Source organism: Streptomyces sp. NPDC057010 (genome assembly GCF_042673805.1).
Classification (GTDB): Bacteria; Actinomycetota; Actinomycetes; order Streptomycetales; family Streptomycetaceae; genus Streptomyces.
Genome location: NZ_JBHUSC010000020.1, coordinates 38,448 through 52,210 on the forward strand (window position 1 = coordinate 38,448; position 13,763 = coordinate 52,210).

The following is a 13,763-nucleotide window of genomic DNA, read 5'->3' on the forward strand; positions in this document are numbered from 1 at the left end:
GTCTCATCGTTGTACCGGCCGGGTGCCCCGCCCCGCATGCCGCCCCGGCGCAGCCGACCCGGCAGCCGAAGCCACAGCCGCCCCGCCACCCCCGGAGGGACCCCGCATGACAGTGCCGCCCCCCCTAGCCGGCGGCCGCGACGGCGCCGAAGCCCTGCGGCCCCTCCTCGACACCGTCCTCGACGCCCTCCACGCCGGCGCCCGCGAACGCGGCGGCCCCATTCCGGCCGGCGGCCCCGACGCGCTCGCCGCCCGCGTCCAGGCCGCCCTGGGCGACCTACTCCCCGAACACGGCACCGGAGACCACGAAGCGCTCCGCACCCTCGTCCACACCCTCGCCGCCGGCGCCGCCGACCCCGCCGACCCCCTCTGCGCCGCCCACCTCCACGGCCCCCCGCTCGCCGTCGCGGCCGCAGCCGACCTCGCCGCCTCCGCCCTCAACCCCTCCCTCGACTCCTGGGACCAGGCCCCCGCCGCCTCCACCATCGAGGCCCTCCTCACCCACACCCTCGCCGCCGAGTTCTACCCGACCGCCCCCCACCCCGACGCCCTCGTCACCACCGGCGGCACCGAAGCCAACCAGCTCGCCCTCCTCCTCGCCCGCGAACGCCACACCCCCGGCCGCCTCACCGTCCTGCACGGCGCCAACGCCCACCACTCCATCCCCCGCTCCGCCTGGCTCCTCGGCCTCCCACCCGCCCGAGCCCTCCCCACCCCCACCGGCACCCTCGACCCCGCCACCCTCGCCGAGGCCCTCGCCGCCACCCCCGGCCCCGTCCTCGTCACCGCCACCGCCGGCACCACCGACGCCGGACTCATCGACCCCCTCCACCGCATCGCCGACCTCTGCGACCGCTACGGCGCCGACCTCCACATCGACGCCGCATACGGCGGCCTCCTCGCCCTCAGCCCCCACCACCGCACCCACGTCGACGGACTCGCCCGCGCCCACTCCCTCACCATCGACCTGCACAAACTCGGCTGGCAGCCCGTCGCCGCCGGACTCCTCGCCGTCCCCGACACCGCCCTGCTCGCCCCCCTCGCCCACCAGGCCGACTACCTCAACGCCCCCGACGACACCGAAGCCGGCCTGCCCGACCTCCTCGGCCGCTCCCTGCGCACCACCCGCCGCCCCGACGCCCTCAAGGTCGCCACCACCCTGCGCTCACTCGGCCGCGACGGCATCGCCCACCTCATCGACCGCACCCTCGAACTCGCCCGGCACCTCGCCCGGCTCCTCGACGCCCACCCCGCCTTCACCCTCCACTCCGCCCCCACCCTCACCACCGTGCTCTTCCGGCCCACCCACGCCGACGACACCCAGGTCGCCACCCTGCGCCGCACCCTGCTCCACGAAGGCCGCGCCGTCCTCGGCCGCACCCACGCCGACGGCCGCCTCTGGCTCAAAGCCACCCTCCTCAACCCCCACGCCACCGCGCGGGACCTGGACACCCTCGTCACCCTCCTGGAAGGCAGCACCCACCGATGACCGCCCAGCTCGATGCACCCCACGACCTCGTCGGAATCGGCATCGGCCCCTTCAACCTCTCCCTCGCAGCCCTCGCCCACGGCCTGCCGCACCAGGGAGCGGGCGAACTCGCCACCGCCTTCTACGACCAGCGCCGCGACTTCCGCTGGCACCCCGGACTGCTCCTCGACGGAGCCACCCTCCAAGTCCCCTTCCTCGCCGACCTGGTCACCCTCGCCGACCCCGCAAGCCCCTGGAGCTTCCTCAGCTACCTCAAGCACAAGGAACGGCTCTTCCCCTTCTACTTCGCCGAGCGCTTCCACATCCAGCGCGCCGAATACGACGCCTACTGCCGCTGGGTCGCCGGACGCCTCCCCGGACTCCACTTCGGCCACCAGGTCGACGCCGTCCGCTGGAACCCCGAACGCGACCTCTTCGAAGTCGACTTCACCCAGCTCGACCCCGACGGCGAAGCCGAAGCCCTCGGCCGCACCTACACCCGCCACCTCGCCCTCGGCATCGGCACCGCCCCCTACGTCCCCGAACCCCTGCGCCCCCTCGCCGAAGCCCCCACCGTCCCCGTCATCCACTCCGCCGACTACCTCGACCACCGCGCACGCATCGTCGGCGCCGAACACGTCACCGTCATCGGATCGGGCCAGTCAGGAGCCGAAGTCTTCCTCGACCTGCTCCGCGCCCGCCCCTCCGGCCGCGAACGCATCACCTGGCTTGCCCGCACCCCCTCCTTCGCCCCCATGGAGTACTCCAAGCTCGGCCTGGAACACTTCACCCCCGACTACACCCGCTACTTCCACTCCCTGCCCGAACCCGTACGCGACAAGCTCGTCCCCGCCCAATGGCAGCTCCACAAGGGCATCGACGCCGACACCATCGCCGCCATCCACGAAGAGCTCTACCGCCGCACCCTCCACGGCGGCTGGCCCGACGCCGTCCTCACCCCCGGAGTCAGCGTCCGCACCGCCGGCCGCGTCGCCACCACCAAGGTCGAACTCCACCTCGAACACACCGAACAGGGCAGCCGCTCCCGCCTCACCACCGACGCCGTCGTCCTCGCCACCGGCTACCGCGAACGCCCCCTCGGCAGCCTCCTCGCAGGCCTCGACCCCTACCTCCGCAAGGACTCCTCCGGCCGCCCCCGCATCGACGACCACTACCGGATGATCACCGACCCCACCGTCACCGGCAGCATCTTCGTCCAGAACGGCGAACGCCACACCCACGGCGTCGGAGCCCCCGACCTCGGCCTCGCCGCCTGGCGCAGCGCCGCCATCCTGAACACCCTGACGGGCAAGGACCCCTACCCCCAACCCCACCGCACCGCCTTCACCACCTTCGGCCTCGAACAACGCGAACACACCCGCCCCCAGCCCGCGGTCGAACTCCTCCCCCTCGTCGAACACCCCTAGGCGCAGCCCGCCCCGCCCCACCCATGAACGCCGACGGGGCCGGAGCCCGCCGCCGCGGACCCCGACCCCGTCCACACGGACACAAGGGCTAGAAGACCGGCGTACCCGCCCGCGTCAGCCGCCAGTCCACCGACGCGAACGTCGCCGGATCCACCGTTCCCTTCGCCTTCACCCACTGGATGATCGTGTTGCGTATCTCATCCGAGTTCGCCCACAGCTGCTTCGCCTGCGGAACGTGCGGGAAGTTCCCGCCCCCCGACGCCCGGTAGTTGTTCACCGCGAGCACGAACTGCCCCGCCGGATCCACCGGCTTCCCCTGGAACGACAACCCCGTGATCCGCGAACCCACCGGCTGCGCGATGTCGATGTCGTACGCGAGCCCGTACACGGCGTCGTAGTTGTAGTCCGGCGTGCTCTCGGAGTTCGTCAGCTTCGCCGGATCCACCACATCACCCGGCGCCGTCCGCACGTAGTACTTCGCCGAGTACTCCAGATAGTCCTTCAGCTGCGCACCGGTCAGCAGCCGCGCCTCCAGCGTGTTCTCGAACGGGTACAACCCCGCCGCGTCCTTGATCGTCACCTGCCCGGCCGGGATCGCCGCCGTCCGCGAGAAACAGGAGGCCTGCGACAGCACCGGCAGCGCCGCCCACTCCGTACCCGACAGGGCCCCCTTCACCGTCTCCGCCTGGACATGGTTGATCAGATCGATGATCGCCACGTCCTTGACCGGCCCGTCCGCCGAGGACATCGCCTGCGTCGACGTGCCGATCACCTGGTTCACATACGCCACGACCTTGCGGTGCTCGTCCGACAGCAGCCCCGTGATCTCCGGATCCTCCGCCGCCGTGTTCGAGTTCAGCACCTTCGCCGACACCCGAGCCACCGACCAGCGGCCCTTCTCCCACACCAGCTCGAAGTCGAACAGCGTCAGCCGCTGACCCCACTTCAGCGGCTCCGACAGCACCACGTCCTTGCCGGTCGCCTTGTTCTTCACCCGGTACTCGGGAATCTCCGTGTGCGCGTGCCCCACCAGGATCGCGTCGATCCCCGGCACCTGCTCCGCCACCAGCCCGGCCGCGTTCTCGATGTACGGCAGCTGATCCCCGTACGAAGAGGTGCCGCTCGACCCGGAGTGCGCCGACACGATCACCACATCCGCACCCAGCGAACGCAGCCGCGGCACATACTTCGCCGCCTGCTCCTCCAACCCCGGGAAGGTCATCTTCCCCTGCACATTGGCCTTGTCCCAGATCGCGATCCCCGGGTTCGTCAGCCCCAGCACCGCCACCTTCACATCCGGCCCGTGCGGGGTCCGCAGCCGGTGCATGCTGTACGGCGGGAACGCCGGCCGCAGCGTCTTCGCATCCAGCGCGTTCGCCCCCAGCAGCGGGAAGTCGCACTGCTCCTCGAACTTGCGCAGCACCGGAATGCCGTAGTTGAACTCGTGGTTCCCCAGCGCCGCCGCGTCGTACCCGATCGCGTTCATCGCCTGCGCCATCGGATGCACCGGACCCCGCCGCGCCGTGATCGGGTCCACCTTCGCGTAGTAGTACGAAAGCTGCGTGCCCTGGATCGTGTCACCCGCGTCGATCAGCAGCGTGTTGCACCGCCCCTTCTCCGCCCGCACCTGCTTCACCAGCGTGGAGATCTTCGCCAGACCCACGTCGTTGTGCGCCTTGTCGTCGAACTCCTTGTCCGTGAAATAGTCCCAGTTGAAGACATTCCCGTGCAGATCGGTCGTGCCCATCACCGTGAACGCATACGTCCGCGGCGGCCTCCCCGACCCCGCCTCGGACTCCGACTGCGCGGCGGCCGGGGTGCTCGTGGCCCCCGCCAACGCCACGGCCGCACCCGTCGCGGCCGTGCTTCCCAGAAACGTCCTACGGTCGAACGCCATGCCATCTCCCCTTGTGAGGCGCGTATGCAGAAGTGCAGGTAACGCGCGTAGATTCTGACCCACCGGTAACAAGGAGCAACACCCCTCCCAGGTTTCGATCCGATGACCGGACCCCTACGAGCGACAGTGCGACAGTGAATCCATGACCCAGGACGCATCGCACCAGCCCTACGGAACCCCCGAAGTACCCCGCGTCGCCGTCCGCGGCGAAGCCCGCATCGAAGTCGACCCCGAGATCGCCCGCATCGGCATCACCGTCAGCGCCCGCGGCACCGACCGGCGCACCGCACTCGACGACCTCACCCGCCGCAACAACACCGTCCTCGACCTCATCAAGGGCTACGGCGACCCCATCGAAAAACTCGAAACCGGCTCCTTCTCCATCACCCCCGAACTCACCCGCCACGGCCGCGGCGAACGCATCCGCGCCTACCACGGCCGCGTCCACATCACCGCCGAACTCAACGACTTCACCACCCTCGGCGAACTCACCACCCGCCTCGCCGACCTCGAACTCACCGAGGTCGACGGCCCCTGGTGGGCCCTGCGCCCCACCTCACCCGCCCACGGCGAAGCCCGCCGACAGGCCGTACTCGAAGCCGTCCAGCGCGCCCGCGAATACGCCGAAGCCCTCGGCGCCCGCCTCGCCGCCCTCGTCGAACTCGCCGACCTCGGAGCCGAGAACGCCGTACCCTTCCCGGCCGCCGCCGGCGCCGGAATGCGCACCATGGCCTTCAGCGCCGCAGAAGACGCCGGCCCCCCGCCGCTCGACCTCGAACCGCAGCGCCAGACCGTCTACGCCCAGGTGAACGCCCGCTTCACGATGACCCCTCCCCAGCTCTGAAAACCCACCACCATTCGGGGACTGTGGGGGTGCTCATCAGAGCACCCCCATGCACATTCAACAATTGTCAACAACCTTTTGCCCAAAGGTTGTTGAGTGGACACCCGGAACCAATTTCCTACTGCCTGGTAGGGGAATACGCTCGCCTCATGCGCCGAGCGAAAATCGTATGTACCCTGGGCCCCGCCACCGACTCATACGACCAGATCAAAGCCCTGGTCGAAGCCGGAATGGACATCGCCCGCTTCAATCTCAGCCACGGCACCTACGCCGAACACGAAGAGCGCTACCAGCGCGTACGCAAGGCCGCCGACGAAACCGGCCGCAGCGTCGGCATCCTCGCAGACCTTCAAGGCCCGAAGATCCGCCTCGGCCGCTTCCGCGAAGGACCCGTACTCCTTGAACGCGGCGACGAGTTCACCATCACCGTCGAAGACCTCGAAGGCGACCGCCACACCTGCGGCACCACCTACAAAGGCCTCGCCTACGACGTCACCACCGGCGAACGCATCCTCGTCGACGACGGCCGCGTCACCCTCGAAGTCACCGGAGTCGACGGCCCCCGCGTCCACACCCTCGTCGTCGAAGGCGGCATGGTCTCCGACCACAAAGGCCTCAACCTCCCCGGCGTCGCCGTCTCCGTCCCCGCCCTCTCCGAAAAGGACATCGAAGACCTCCGCTGGGCCCTGCGCACCGGCGCCGACGTCATCGCCCTCTCCTTCGTCCGCAGCGGCCGCGACATCGAAGACGTCCACCGCATCATGAAGGAGGAAGGCCGCAACCTCCCCGTCATCGCCAAGATCGAAAAGCCCCAGGCCGTCGAAAACATCGACGACATCGTCGCCGCCTTCGACGGCATCATGGTCGCCCGCGGCGACCTCGGCGTCGAAATGCCCCTGGAACAAGTCCCGATCGTCCAGAAACGAGCCATCAAACTCGCCAAGCGCAACGCCAAGCCCGTCATCGTCGCGACCCAGATGCTCGACTCGATGATCGACAACTCCCGACCCACCCGCGCCGAAGCCTCCGACGTCGCCAACGCCATCATCGACGGCACCGACGCCGTCATGCTTTCGGGTGAAACCAGCGTCGGCAAATACCCCGTCGAAACCGTCCGCACCATGTCCCGCATCGTCGAAGCCGCCGAAGAAGACATCCTCGCCAAGGGCCTCCCACCCCTCACCGACCGCAACAAGCCCCGGACCCAAGGCGGCGCCGTAGCCCGAGCCGCCGCCGAAATGGGCGACTTCCTCGACGCCAAATTCCTCGTCGCCTTCACCCAGAGCGGAGACACCGTCCGCCGGCTCTCCCGCTACCGCTCACCCATCCCCCTCCTCGCCTTCACCCCCGACCCCGCAACCCGCTCCCAGCTCAACCTCACCTGGGGCGTGGAAACCTTCCTCGGCCCCCACGTCGACTCCACCGACGCCATGGTCGCCCAGGTCGAGGAAGAACTCCTGCGCATCGGCCGCTGCGTCCGCGGCGACATCGTCGTCATCACCGCCGGCTCACCCCCCGGCGTCAGCGGATCCACCAACCTCGTCCGCATCCACCACATCGGCGACGCCGTCCGCTAACCACCGCACCAGCACCACCGCGCTACAACACCTCACGTATAAGACGCACCGCGTCGGGCAGCTCCAACAAACTCCCACCCGTACTCGGGAAATGCCCGCCCGACGCGGTCACCCGCGCCACCGCCCCCAACTCCGTCACGAACCGCATCACATGCTCCGCGGTCCGCACCCCCGTCACCGGGTCATCCGCCGCATGCAGCACCCGGAACCCCCGCGCCGCGCCACGGATCCTCGCCCAGTCGAACTCCGGCGAGAAGAACGGCGCCAACGCGTCGTACCCCACCTCGGCACTCATCGACGCCACGAACACCACACCCGCGAAAGCCCCCTCCGCCCCGGTGTCATGCTCCTGCAGCAGCCGCAGCACATTCACCCCGCCCAGACTGTGCCCCACCAGCACCGTCTCACCGGCCGGCGCACCCACCGTCTCCGCCCGCAGCCCCTTCAGCCACGCACCCGCATCCGGCGCGAACGGCTCCGGGAAGTCCGGCACCCGCACCTCGTGCCCCTCCGCACCGAGCTCCTCGGCCACCGACGGATACCAGTGCTCCCCGCCGCTCATGCCATACCCGTGCGCGATCACGATCCTGCTCATGACTCATCCCCCGATCCACCGACCAATCGAAACGCTACGCAGCGTTTCGATTTAAAGGTAGGGCTATCGTGATCGCGTGTCAACCACTCCCCAAAACCCCACACCCCGAACCGGCGGCCGCCTCCGCAACGAAGACGCACACCACTCCGTCCTCGAAGCAACCGCCGCCCTACTCGTCGAACACGGCTACGGCGCCCTCACCATCGAAGGCGTCGCCAAACGCGCCAACGTCGCCAAAAGCACCGTCTACCGCTGGTGGAAATCCAAACCCGCCCTCGTCATGGACGCCTACGCCCACGAAACCGCCACCCGCGTCCCCCAACCCGACACCGGCACCCTCCCCGGCGACCTCACCGCCTTCGTCACCGACCTCTACCGCATCGGCGACGACCCCGTCCGCACCAAAGCCCTCACCGGCCTCATGGCCGAAGCCCAACTCGACCCCGACTTCGCCGAAGCCTTCCGCGCCTGGGTCCACACCCGCCGCGAACTCGTCACCACCCTCCTCACCCGCGCCATCACCCGCGAAGAGATCCCCGACGACACCGACCTCGACCACGCCACCGACCTGATCTTCGGCCCCTTCTGGTACCGCCTCCTCATCGCCCACGCCCCCCTCGACCCCACCGACGCCCAAGCCCACGTCACCACCATCCTCACCGGCCTCACCCGCCACACCTGAGGAACCGAAGCGGGCAGCACTACCAGCCGAACCGCCGATCCACGACCGCAGCGAACTCCTCGAACGTCAACACCTCATCCCCATTCGCATCCGCCGCATCGAACAACGCCGACGAAGCATCCACATCCCCCACACCCCAAAACGGCAGAACACCCCGCGCCGCCAACGTCGGCCCCTTCGACCGCAACGCCGTGATCACCTCCACCCGCGTCAACTCACCATCCGCATTCAGATCCAACGCCTCGAACAACTTCCGAGCCTTCTCACTCATCACACGATCCCTTCCATCCCACGCGTTGCCCCGACCTCAACCCGACTCTAGGTCCAACCGCCACCCACGACGCGGGCGCCCGGCACCCGGCGCCCCCGACCGCCGGCGCGCCTTGACGTCCGAGGAGTACCAAGGTCTCCTGCTGTGATGTCCGATCTCCGCTTCCAACAGCCCGACGGCGACGCCACCCTCAAAGACTGGCAGCACGTCCACAACACGATCATCCCCACCCACGCCCTGTCGCTGGAAGAGGTCCGGGAACGCTCCGAACGCCACCACCTCGAGATCGCGTACCTCGGTGACACCCTGGTCGGGAGCAGCACCGTGCGCCCGCCGGCAGACGACACGATGACGGCAACCGTCATCGCCCGCGTGCTCCCCGCCCACCGAGGACAGGGAATCGGCGAAGCCCTCTATGCCCGCGGGCTCCACCGAGCCCGAGAACTGGGCGCCAAGGAGATCGACACCGTCGTCCTGTCATCAAACGAGGACGGACTGCGCTTCGCACAGAAACACGGGTTCACCGAAACCGAGCGATACCTCCTGCCGGGCGACACCATCCCCTGGACAGACCTGCGGCTCTCCTGACCACAGCCGGAACCGGACGGACTACGCCCGCAACACCTCCGCCAGCCGCCCATACACCGGCACCAACCCCGGCACCACCTCCCAGCCGTTCACCACCCACACCAACCGCCAGTACCGCTCCACCCGAGGATCACCCACCACCTCGAACTCCCCGGCCAACCACCCCCGGAACTCCGCATCAGGCACCCGCCCCAACGCCTCCGCGAACCTCACCACCAGATCCCCGACGACCCCCTCGTCGACGACCGCCTCACCCTCCAGCACCCCGCGCGCGTACGCCATCACCTCCGCACCCGCACGCACCTCCACCTCCGGCACACCCGGCCGCCACGCCCGCAGAGCAGCACGGAACCCCTCATCACCCACCAACCCCGCCAACTCCACCCACGCCGCCAACTGCTCCGCCGACGGATCCTCCGGCAGCACAGGAGCAGCCGCACCCACCGCCCCCACCACCACCGGATCGGCCCCCTCCAGGAACCTCCCGACCAACCGCCGGAACTCCTCACCCGACAACCGCGCAAGCCCCACCATCAACGCCATCTCCTCAGCACTGGACCCCTGCCCGGCCACCGCCCGCAACACGGCCCGACGCAACCGCAACACCCTGATCTGCACGTCCAACGCATCGGCATGCACCGCGGCAACCTCCGCCACCGACGCCTCACGCTCCAGCACCCGCCGAACCGTCGCCAGATCCAGACCCAGCTCACGCAGCGCACGCACCAGCTCCAGGCGAAACAGCGCATCGAGGTCGTACAGCCGGTACCCGGCACGACTCCGATCCGTCGGCGCGACCACCCCCGAATCGGAGTAGAACCGGATCGTCCGAACCGACAACCCGGTCCGCCGCGCCAACTCCCCGATCGAGAACAGCTCCACACCGTCTTCCATGCGCCCACCCTGCGGTCTCCAGCCACTGGAGACTCAACCCTAGGCCGGGGCGCGCCGCTCAGTACTTCGGGCCGATGTGGGCGTCCATGAGGGCCACGGAGTCCTTCCGGGCGATGGACACGTTGAAGGGGTCGCTGCCCCGGGCCAGGACCGTCCACTGGACGCCGACCTTGGTGAGCGTGTCCGTGCAGAGCTTCCGGATGTCGTCCGACTTGTTGGTGAAGAAGTACCGCGGGTACTCGTACCGCTTCCGCTCGCCGGCGACCACGCGGGTGGTCCAGTTGGTGATCCGACACCCGTCGGAGTGGATCAGCCCCCGGATGAACTCCCAGGGGTGGGCATCGACGATCTCCTGCTGCCAGTCCTCGAGGGCGATGCGGCGTTCGTGTTTCCTGCCCGGCCCATGCTGGGGGAACAGGCAGGGCAGGTGTTTGAAGTACACCTTGATGTTGTGTGCGCCTCCGTTGCGCACGCGGCACGTAGCGTTGTGGGGAAACACGACTCGGATGGCTGACTCCGCCTCGTTCTGGATGCCAGGCCATGAGTCGTCGAGGGTGATCATCAGGCTCGGCACTTTGTGCTTGGCGTAATGGCTGATGTGGCCGTCGCCGAGATAGAGGCCCAGCAGGTACGCGTAGGCCACGACGTCGAGATCCCGCTGGTCACATCTGGGGCAGAGCAGTGAAGGGCGTATGGAAACGGTCTCGCCGTGCTTGGCTCGGTCCACGTGCTTCCAGTAGCCGATCGTGCCGAGTGGCACGTTCAGGCGCCGGGCTACCTCGGCGTTCCGAGTACCGTCGCGCAGCAGCGAGATAGCGGCCTGACGCACTTCGAGGCTGTGAAACTCCATGACGCCACTGTGCGTGACGAGGGATGGCCCTACGCAGCAAAAAGCGAACGTTCACGCGAAGGTGAACGTCCGCTTTTCGGACGCTGTGCCGGGTATGGGATTCGAACCCACACGTCCTCTCGGACAGAGGTGTTTGAGACCTCCGCGTCAGCCAGTTGCGCCAACCCGGCAAGGTTGCTGGTCGGAGTGTACCGGGTGACGATCGAGTACTGCAGCTAGGTAGGCTCATCCAAGCAGCAGAGCCCCGCAAAGAGGAGCCCCCCGTGACCGCCGAGCACGAGTCGACGCCCACGCCCGACGCCGACCAGTCGCACGTTCCGCCGCTGACGACCCGAGTCGTCATCGCCGAGGACGAGGCGCTCATCCGCCTGGACCTGAAAGAGATGCTCGAGGAGGAGGGGTACGCCGTCGTCGGTGAGGCCGGGGACGGGCAGACGGCCGTGGAGCTGGCGCGCGAGCACCGGCCCGACCTCGTCATCCTCGACGTGAAGATGCCCGTGCTGGACGGGATCTCCGCCGCCGAGAAGATCGCGGAGGAGTCCATCGCGCCCGTGCTGATGCTGACCGCGTTCTCGCAGCGCGACCTGGTCGAGCGGGCCCGTGACGCCGGGGCCATGGCATACCTGGTGAAGCCGTTCAGCAAGAGCGACGTCGTGCCCGCCATCGAGATGGCGGTCTCCCGGTTCGCCGAGCTGAAGGCGCTGGAGAAGGAGGTCGCCGACCTCTCGCTCCGGCTGGAGACCCGCAAGCTGGTGGACCGGGCCAAGAGCATCCTGCAGACCCAGTACGGGCTCAGTGAGCCGGCCGCGTTCCGCTGGATCCAGAAGACCTCGATGGACCGTCGTATGTCCATGCAGCAGGTCGCGGAGGCGGTCATCGAGGACGCCGAGGAGAAGAAGCAGCAGCAGGACGCCGCCAAGGGGCAGTAAGAGCCCCGGACAGCATGCGTGAGGCCCGTCTCCCCCCGAGGGGAGACGGGCCTCACGGCATGGAGGGGGCGGGGGTCAGTCCTCGCCGAGGTAGGCCTTGCGGACGTCCTCGTTGTGCAGGAGGTCCTGGCCGGTGCCGGAGAGCACGATCTTGCCGATCTCCATCACGTGGGCCTGGTCGGCCAGGGAGAGCGCGGCCTGGGCGTTCTGCTCGACGAGCAGGATGGTGGTGCCGGTGGCCTTGAGCTCGGCGATGGTCGCCATGATCTTCTGCATCATGAGCGGGGACAGGCCCATGGAGGGCTCGTCCAGCATGAGCAGCTTGGGCTGGCACATGAGGGCGCGGCCCATGGCGAGCATCTGCTGCTCGCCGCCGGAGAGGGTGCCGGCGGCCTGCTTGCGGCGCTCTCCCAGGATGGGGAAGAGGTCGTAGGCGCGCTGGATGTCCTTCTCGATGCCGTCCTTGTCGGTGCGCAGGAAGGCGCCGAGCTGGAGGTTTTCGGCGATCGTCAGCCGGGGGAAGATGTGGCGTCCCTCGGGGGAGTGGGCCAGCTTCATGGAGACGATCTTGTGGGCGGGGACGCCGACGAGGGGTTTGCCGTCGAAGGTGATGCTGCCCGAGGTGGGCTTGAGGAGCCCGGAGAGGGTGCGCAGGGTGGTGGTCTTGCCGGCGCCGTTGGTGCCGACGAGGCAGACGATTTCGCCTTCGTTGACTTCGAAGGAGATGCCCTTGACGGCTTCGATCTTGCCGTAGGCGACTTTGAGGTCTTCGACCTTGAGCAGTGTGGTCACTTGGCCTCTCCTTCCGTGGTGCTGGTGGTGCTGTCCGAGGCGGGCTCGGTCTCGGTGTCCGCCGCGGTGTCGGTGTCCGCTTCCGCTTCCGAGGCTTCCGCTTCGGCGTGGGCTTCGGCGGCTTCGACCTCGGCGACTTCCTCGTCGCCGGGGGCGCCCTCGAAGGGGGTGCCGAGGTAGGCGGCGATGACGCGTTCGTCGCCCTGGACTTCGGCGGCGGTGCCTTCGATGAGCTTTTCGCCCTGGACGAGGCAGGCGACGCGGTCGCAGAGGTTGAAGATGAAGCGCATGTCGTGCTCGATGACGAGGACGGCGATGCCCATGTCGCGGATGGCGAAGATGAGTTCTTCGGCGGCGCGGGTTTCCTGGGGGTTCATGCCGGCGGTGGGCTCGTCCAGGAGGATGAGGCCGGGGTCGCTGGCGAGGGCGCGGGCGATTTCGAGCTTGCGCTGTTCGCCGTAGGGGAGGTTCTTGGCGAGGTGGCCGGCCTTGTGCTGGAGGCCGATGAACTCGAGGAGTTCCATGGCGCGTGCTTCGCTGGCGGCTTCGGCCTTCTTGAAGCCGGGGCCGCGCAGGAGTGCGGACCAGAGGCCTTCCCTGGTGCGGGTGTGGCGTCCGACGAGGACGTTCTCCAGCACGGTCATGTTGTGGAAGAGCCGGATGTTCTGGAAGGTGCGGGCGACGCCTGCTGCGGTGACCTTGTGGGGTGTGGGCGGCAGGACGGTGCCCTTGTAGCTGACGGTTCCCTCGGTGGGGACGTACAGCCCAGTGAGGCAGTTGAAGAAGGTGGTCTTGCCGGCGCCGTTGGGGCCGATGAGTCCGACGATCTCGCCTGCGTTGACCTTGAGGTCGACGCCCTTGACGGCGGTGAGGCCGCCGAAGCGCATGGTGACGCCGCTGGCTTCGAGGACGGTGGTCGCCGTGGTGGTGTCTGTCGTGGTCATGATGT

General features: G+C 68.6%; 14 protein-coding genes and 1 tRNA gene. 7 read left to right on the top strand and 8 right to left on the bottom strand.

Annotated features, from left to right (window positions below):
- Positions 1–106 precede the first annotated feature (106 nt).
- Positions 107–1,489 carry a pyridoxal phosphate-dependent decarboxylase family protein gene (locus tag ACFTXQ_RS18705; RefSeq protein WP_382642068.1) on the top strand — a complete coding sequence of 461 codons (1,383 nt, stop codon included), beginning with the start codon at positions 107–109 and terminating at the stop codon, positions 1,487–1,489.
- Positions 1,486–2,895, top strand: a complete 1,410-nt coding sequence (locus ACFTXQ_RS18710; protein WP_382642070.1) for a lysine N(6)-hydroxylase/L-ornithine N(5)-oxygenase family protein — start codon at positions 1,486–1,488, stop codon at positions 2,893–2,895. The genes ACFTXQ_RS18705 and ACFTXQ_RS18710 overlap by 4 nt, the downstream gene beginning before the upstream one ends.
- An 88-nt stretch (positions 2,896–2,983) precedes the next feature.
- Here ACFTXQ_RS18710 and ACFTXQ_RS18715 read toward each other — a convergent pair whose 3' ends face one another.
- Complete coding sequence (locus ACFTXQ_RS18715; RefSeq protein WP_382642181.1) at positions 2,984–4,792, bottom strand: bifunctional metallophosphatase/5'-nucleotidase; 1,809 nt, start codon at positions 4,790–4,792, stop codon at positions 2,984–2,986.
- Between the two features lie 142 nt (positions 4,793–4,934).
- On the opposite strand from ACFTXQ_RS18715, the gene ACFTXQ_RS18720 reads away from it, so the two are divergent.
- Both ACFTXQ_RS18720 and pyk read left to right on the top strand, forming a co-directional pair.
- The gene (locus ACFTXQ_RS18720) at positions 4,935–5,636 is read left to right on the top strand and encodes an SIMPL domain-containing protein (protein WP_382642071.1); all 702 of its coding nucleotides are present in this window, start codon (positions 4,935–4,937) and stop codon (positions 5,634–5,636) included.
- 149 nt (positions 5,637–5,785) lie between these two features.
- Positions 5,786–7,213, top strand: a complete 1,428-nt coding sequence (gene pyk / locus ACFTXQ_RS18725; protein ID WP_382642073.1) for a pyruvate kinase — start codon at positions 5,786–5,788, stop codon at positions 7,211–7,213.
- Between the two features lie 22 nt (positions 7,214–7,235).
- Here the strand turns inward: pyk and ACFTXQ_RS18730 are convergent, their stop codons facing one another.
- Entirely contained in the window at positions 7,236–7,808 is a 573-nt protein-coding gene (locus ACFTXQ_RS18730) for an RBBP9/YdeN family alpha/beta hydrolase (RefSeq protein ID WP_382642075.1), read from the bottom strand.
- 76 nt (positions 7,809–7,884) lie between these two features.
- Between ACFTXQ_RS18730 and ACFTXQ_RS18735 the strand changes: the two genes are divergently transcribed.
- Entirely contained in the window at positions 7,885–8,490 is a 606-nt protein-coding gene (locus ACFTXQ_RS18735) for a TetR/AcrR family transcriptional regulator (RefSeq protein WP_382642077.1), read from the top strand.
- A gap of 19 nt (positions 8,491–8,509) precedes the next feature.
- Here ACFTXQ_RS18735 and ACFTXQ_RS18740 read toward each other — a convergent pair whose 3' ends face one another.
- Positions 8,510–8,761 carry an EF-hand domain-containing protein gene (locus tag ACFTXQ_RS18740; RefSeq protein WP_382642079.1) on the bottom strand — a complete coding sequence of 84 codons (252 nt, stop codon included), beginning with the start codon at positions 8,759–8,761 and terminating at the stop codon, positions 8,510–8,512.
- Between the two features lie 147 nt (positions 8,762–8,908).
- Between ACFTXQ_RS18740 and ACFTXQ_RS18745 the strand changes: the two genes are divergently transcribed.
- Complete coding sequence (locus ACFTXQ_RS18745; protein WP_382642081.1) at positions 8,909–9,349, top strand: GNAT family N-acetyltransferase; 441 nt, start codon at positions 8,909–8,911, stop codon at positions 9,347–9,349.
- A 21-nt stretch (positions 9,350–9,370) separates the two neighbouring features.
- On the opposite strand, the gene ACFTXQ_RS18750 is transcribed toward ACFTXQ_RS18745, so the two are convergent.
- The 3 genes from ACFTXQ_RS18750 to ACFTXQ_RS18760 all read right to left on the bottom strand — a co-directional run bounded on the left by ACFTXQ_RS18750 (position 9,371) and on the right by ACFTXQ_RS18760 (position 11,263).
- Entirely contained in the window at positions 9,371–10,243 is an 873-nt protein-coding gene (locus ACFTXQ_RS18750) for a MerR family transcriptional regulator (protein ID WP_382642083.1), read from the bottom strand.
- 58 nt (positions 10,244–10,301) lie between these two features.
- A complete protein-coding gene (locus ACFTXQ_RS18755; protein WP_382642085.1) occupies positions 10,302–11,093 on the bottom strand; it encodes a helix-turn-helix domain-containing protein in 792 nt (263 codons plus the stop codon).
- Between the two features lie 86 nt (positions 11,094–11,179).
- A tRNA-Leu gene (locus ACFTXQ_RS18760) sits at positions 11,180–11,263 on the bottom strand.
- Positions 11,264–11,356: 93 nt separating this feature from the next.
- On the opposite strand from ACFTXQ_RS18760, the gene ACFTXQ_RS18765 reads away from it, so the two are divergent.
- Positions 11,357–12,022, top strand: coding sequence for an ANTAR domain-containing response regulator (locus ACFTXQ_RS18765; protein ID WP_382642087.1), 666 nt, complete (start codon positions 11,357–11,359; stop codon positions 12,020–12,022).
- Positions 12,023–12,097: 75 nt separating this feature from the next.
- On the opposite strand, the gene ACFTXQ_RS18770 is transcribed toward ACFTXQ_RS18765, so the two are convergent.
- Positions 12,098–12,814: an ABC transporter ATP-binding protein gene (locus ACFTXQ_RS18770; RefSeq protein WP_382642089.1), complete on the bottom strand. Its 717-nt coding sequence runs from the start codon at positions 12,812–12,814 to the stop codon at positions 12,098–12,100.
- Positions 12,811–13,758 (bottom strand): ABC transporter ATP-binding protein, encoded by a 948-nt coding sequence (locus ACFTXQ_RS18775; protein ID WP_382642091.1) that lies wholly within the window; start codon positions 13,756–13,758, stop codon positions 12,811–12,813. Before ACFTXQ_RS18775 ends, ACFTXQ_RS18770 begins: the two co-directional genes overlap by 4 nt.
- Between the last annotated feature and the right edge of the window lie 5 nt (positions 13,759–13,763).

Coding starts and splice junctions, on each gene's coding strand:
- ACFTXQ_RS18775 (WP_382642091.1), bottom strand. CDS start 13,758: ATGACCACGACAGACACCACCACGGCGACCACCGTCCTCGAAGCCAGC.
- ACFTXQ_RS18705 (WP_382642068.1), top strand. CDS start 107: ATGACAGTGCCGCCCCCCCTAGCCGGCGGCCGCGACGGCGCCGAAGCC.
- ACFTXQ_RS18740 (WP_382642079.1), bottom strand. CDS start 8,761: ATGAGTGAGAAGGCTCGGAAGTTGTTCGAGGCGTTGGATCTGAATGCG.
- ACFTXQ_RS18720 (WP_382642071.1), top strand. CDS start 4,935: ATGACCCAGGACGCATCGCACCAGCCCTACGGAACCCCCGAAGTACCC.
- pyk (WP_382642073.1), top strand. CDS start 5,786: ATGCGCCGAGCGAAAATCGTATGTACCCTGGGCCCCGCCACCGACTCA.
- ACFTXQ_RS18755 (WP_382642085.1), bottom strand. CDS start 11,093: ATGGAGTTTCACAGCCTCGAAGTGCGTCAGGCCGCTATCTCGCTGCTG.
- ACFTXQ_RS18715 (WP_382642181.1), bottom strand. CDS start 4,792: ATGGCGTTCGACCGTAGGACGTTTCTGGGAAGCACGGCCGCGACGGGT.
- ACFTXQ_RS18730 (WP_382642075.1), bottom strand. CDS start 7,808: ATGAGCAGGATCGTGATCGCGCACGGGTATGGCATGAGCGGCGGGGAG.
- ACFTXQ_RS18745 (WP_382642081.1), top strand. CDS start 8,909: ATGTCCGATCTCCGCTTCCAACAGCCCGACGGCGACGCCACCCTCAAA.
- ACFTXQ_RS18750 (WP_382642083.1), bottom strand. CDS start 10,243: ATGGAAGACGGTGTGGAGCTGTTCTCGATCGGGGAGTTGGCGCGGCGG.
- ACFTXQ_RS18710 (WP_382642070.1), top strand. CDS start 1,486: ATGACCGCCCAGCTCGATGCACCCCACGACCTCGTCGGAATCGGCATC.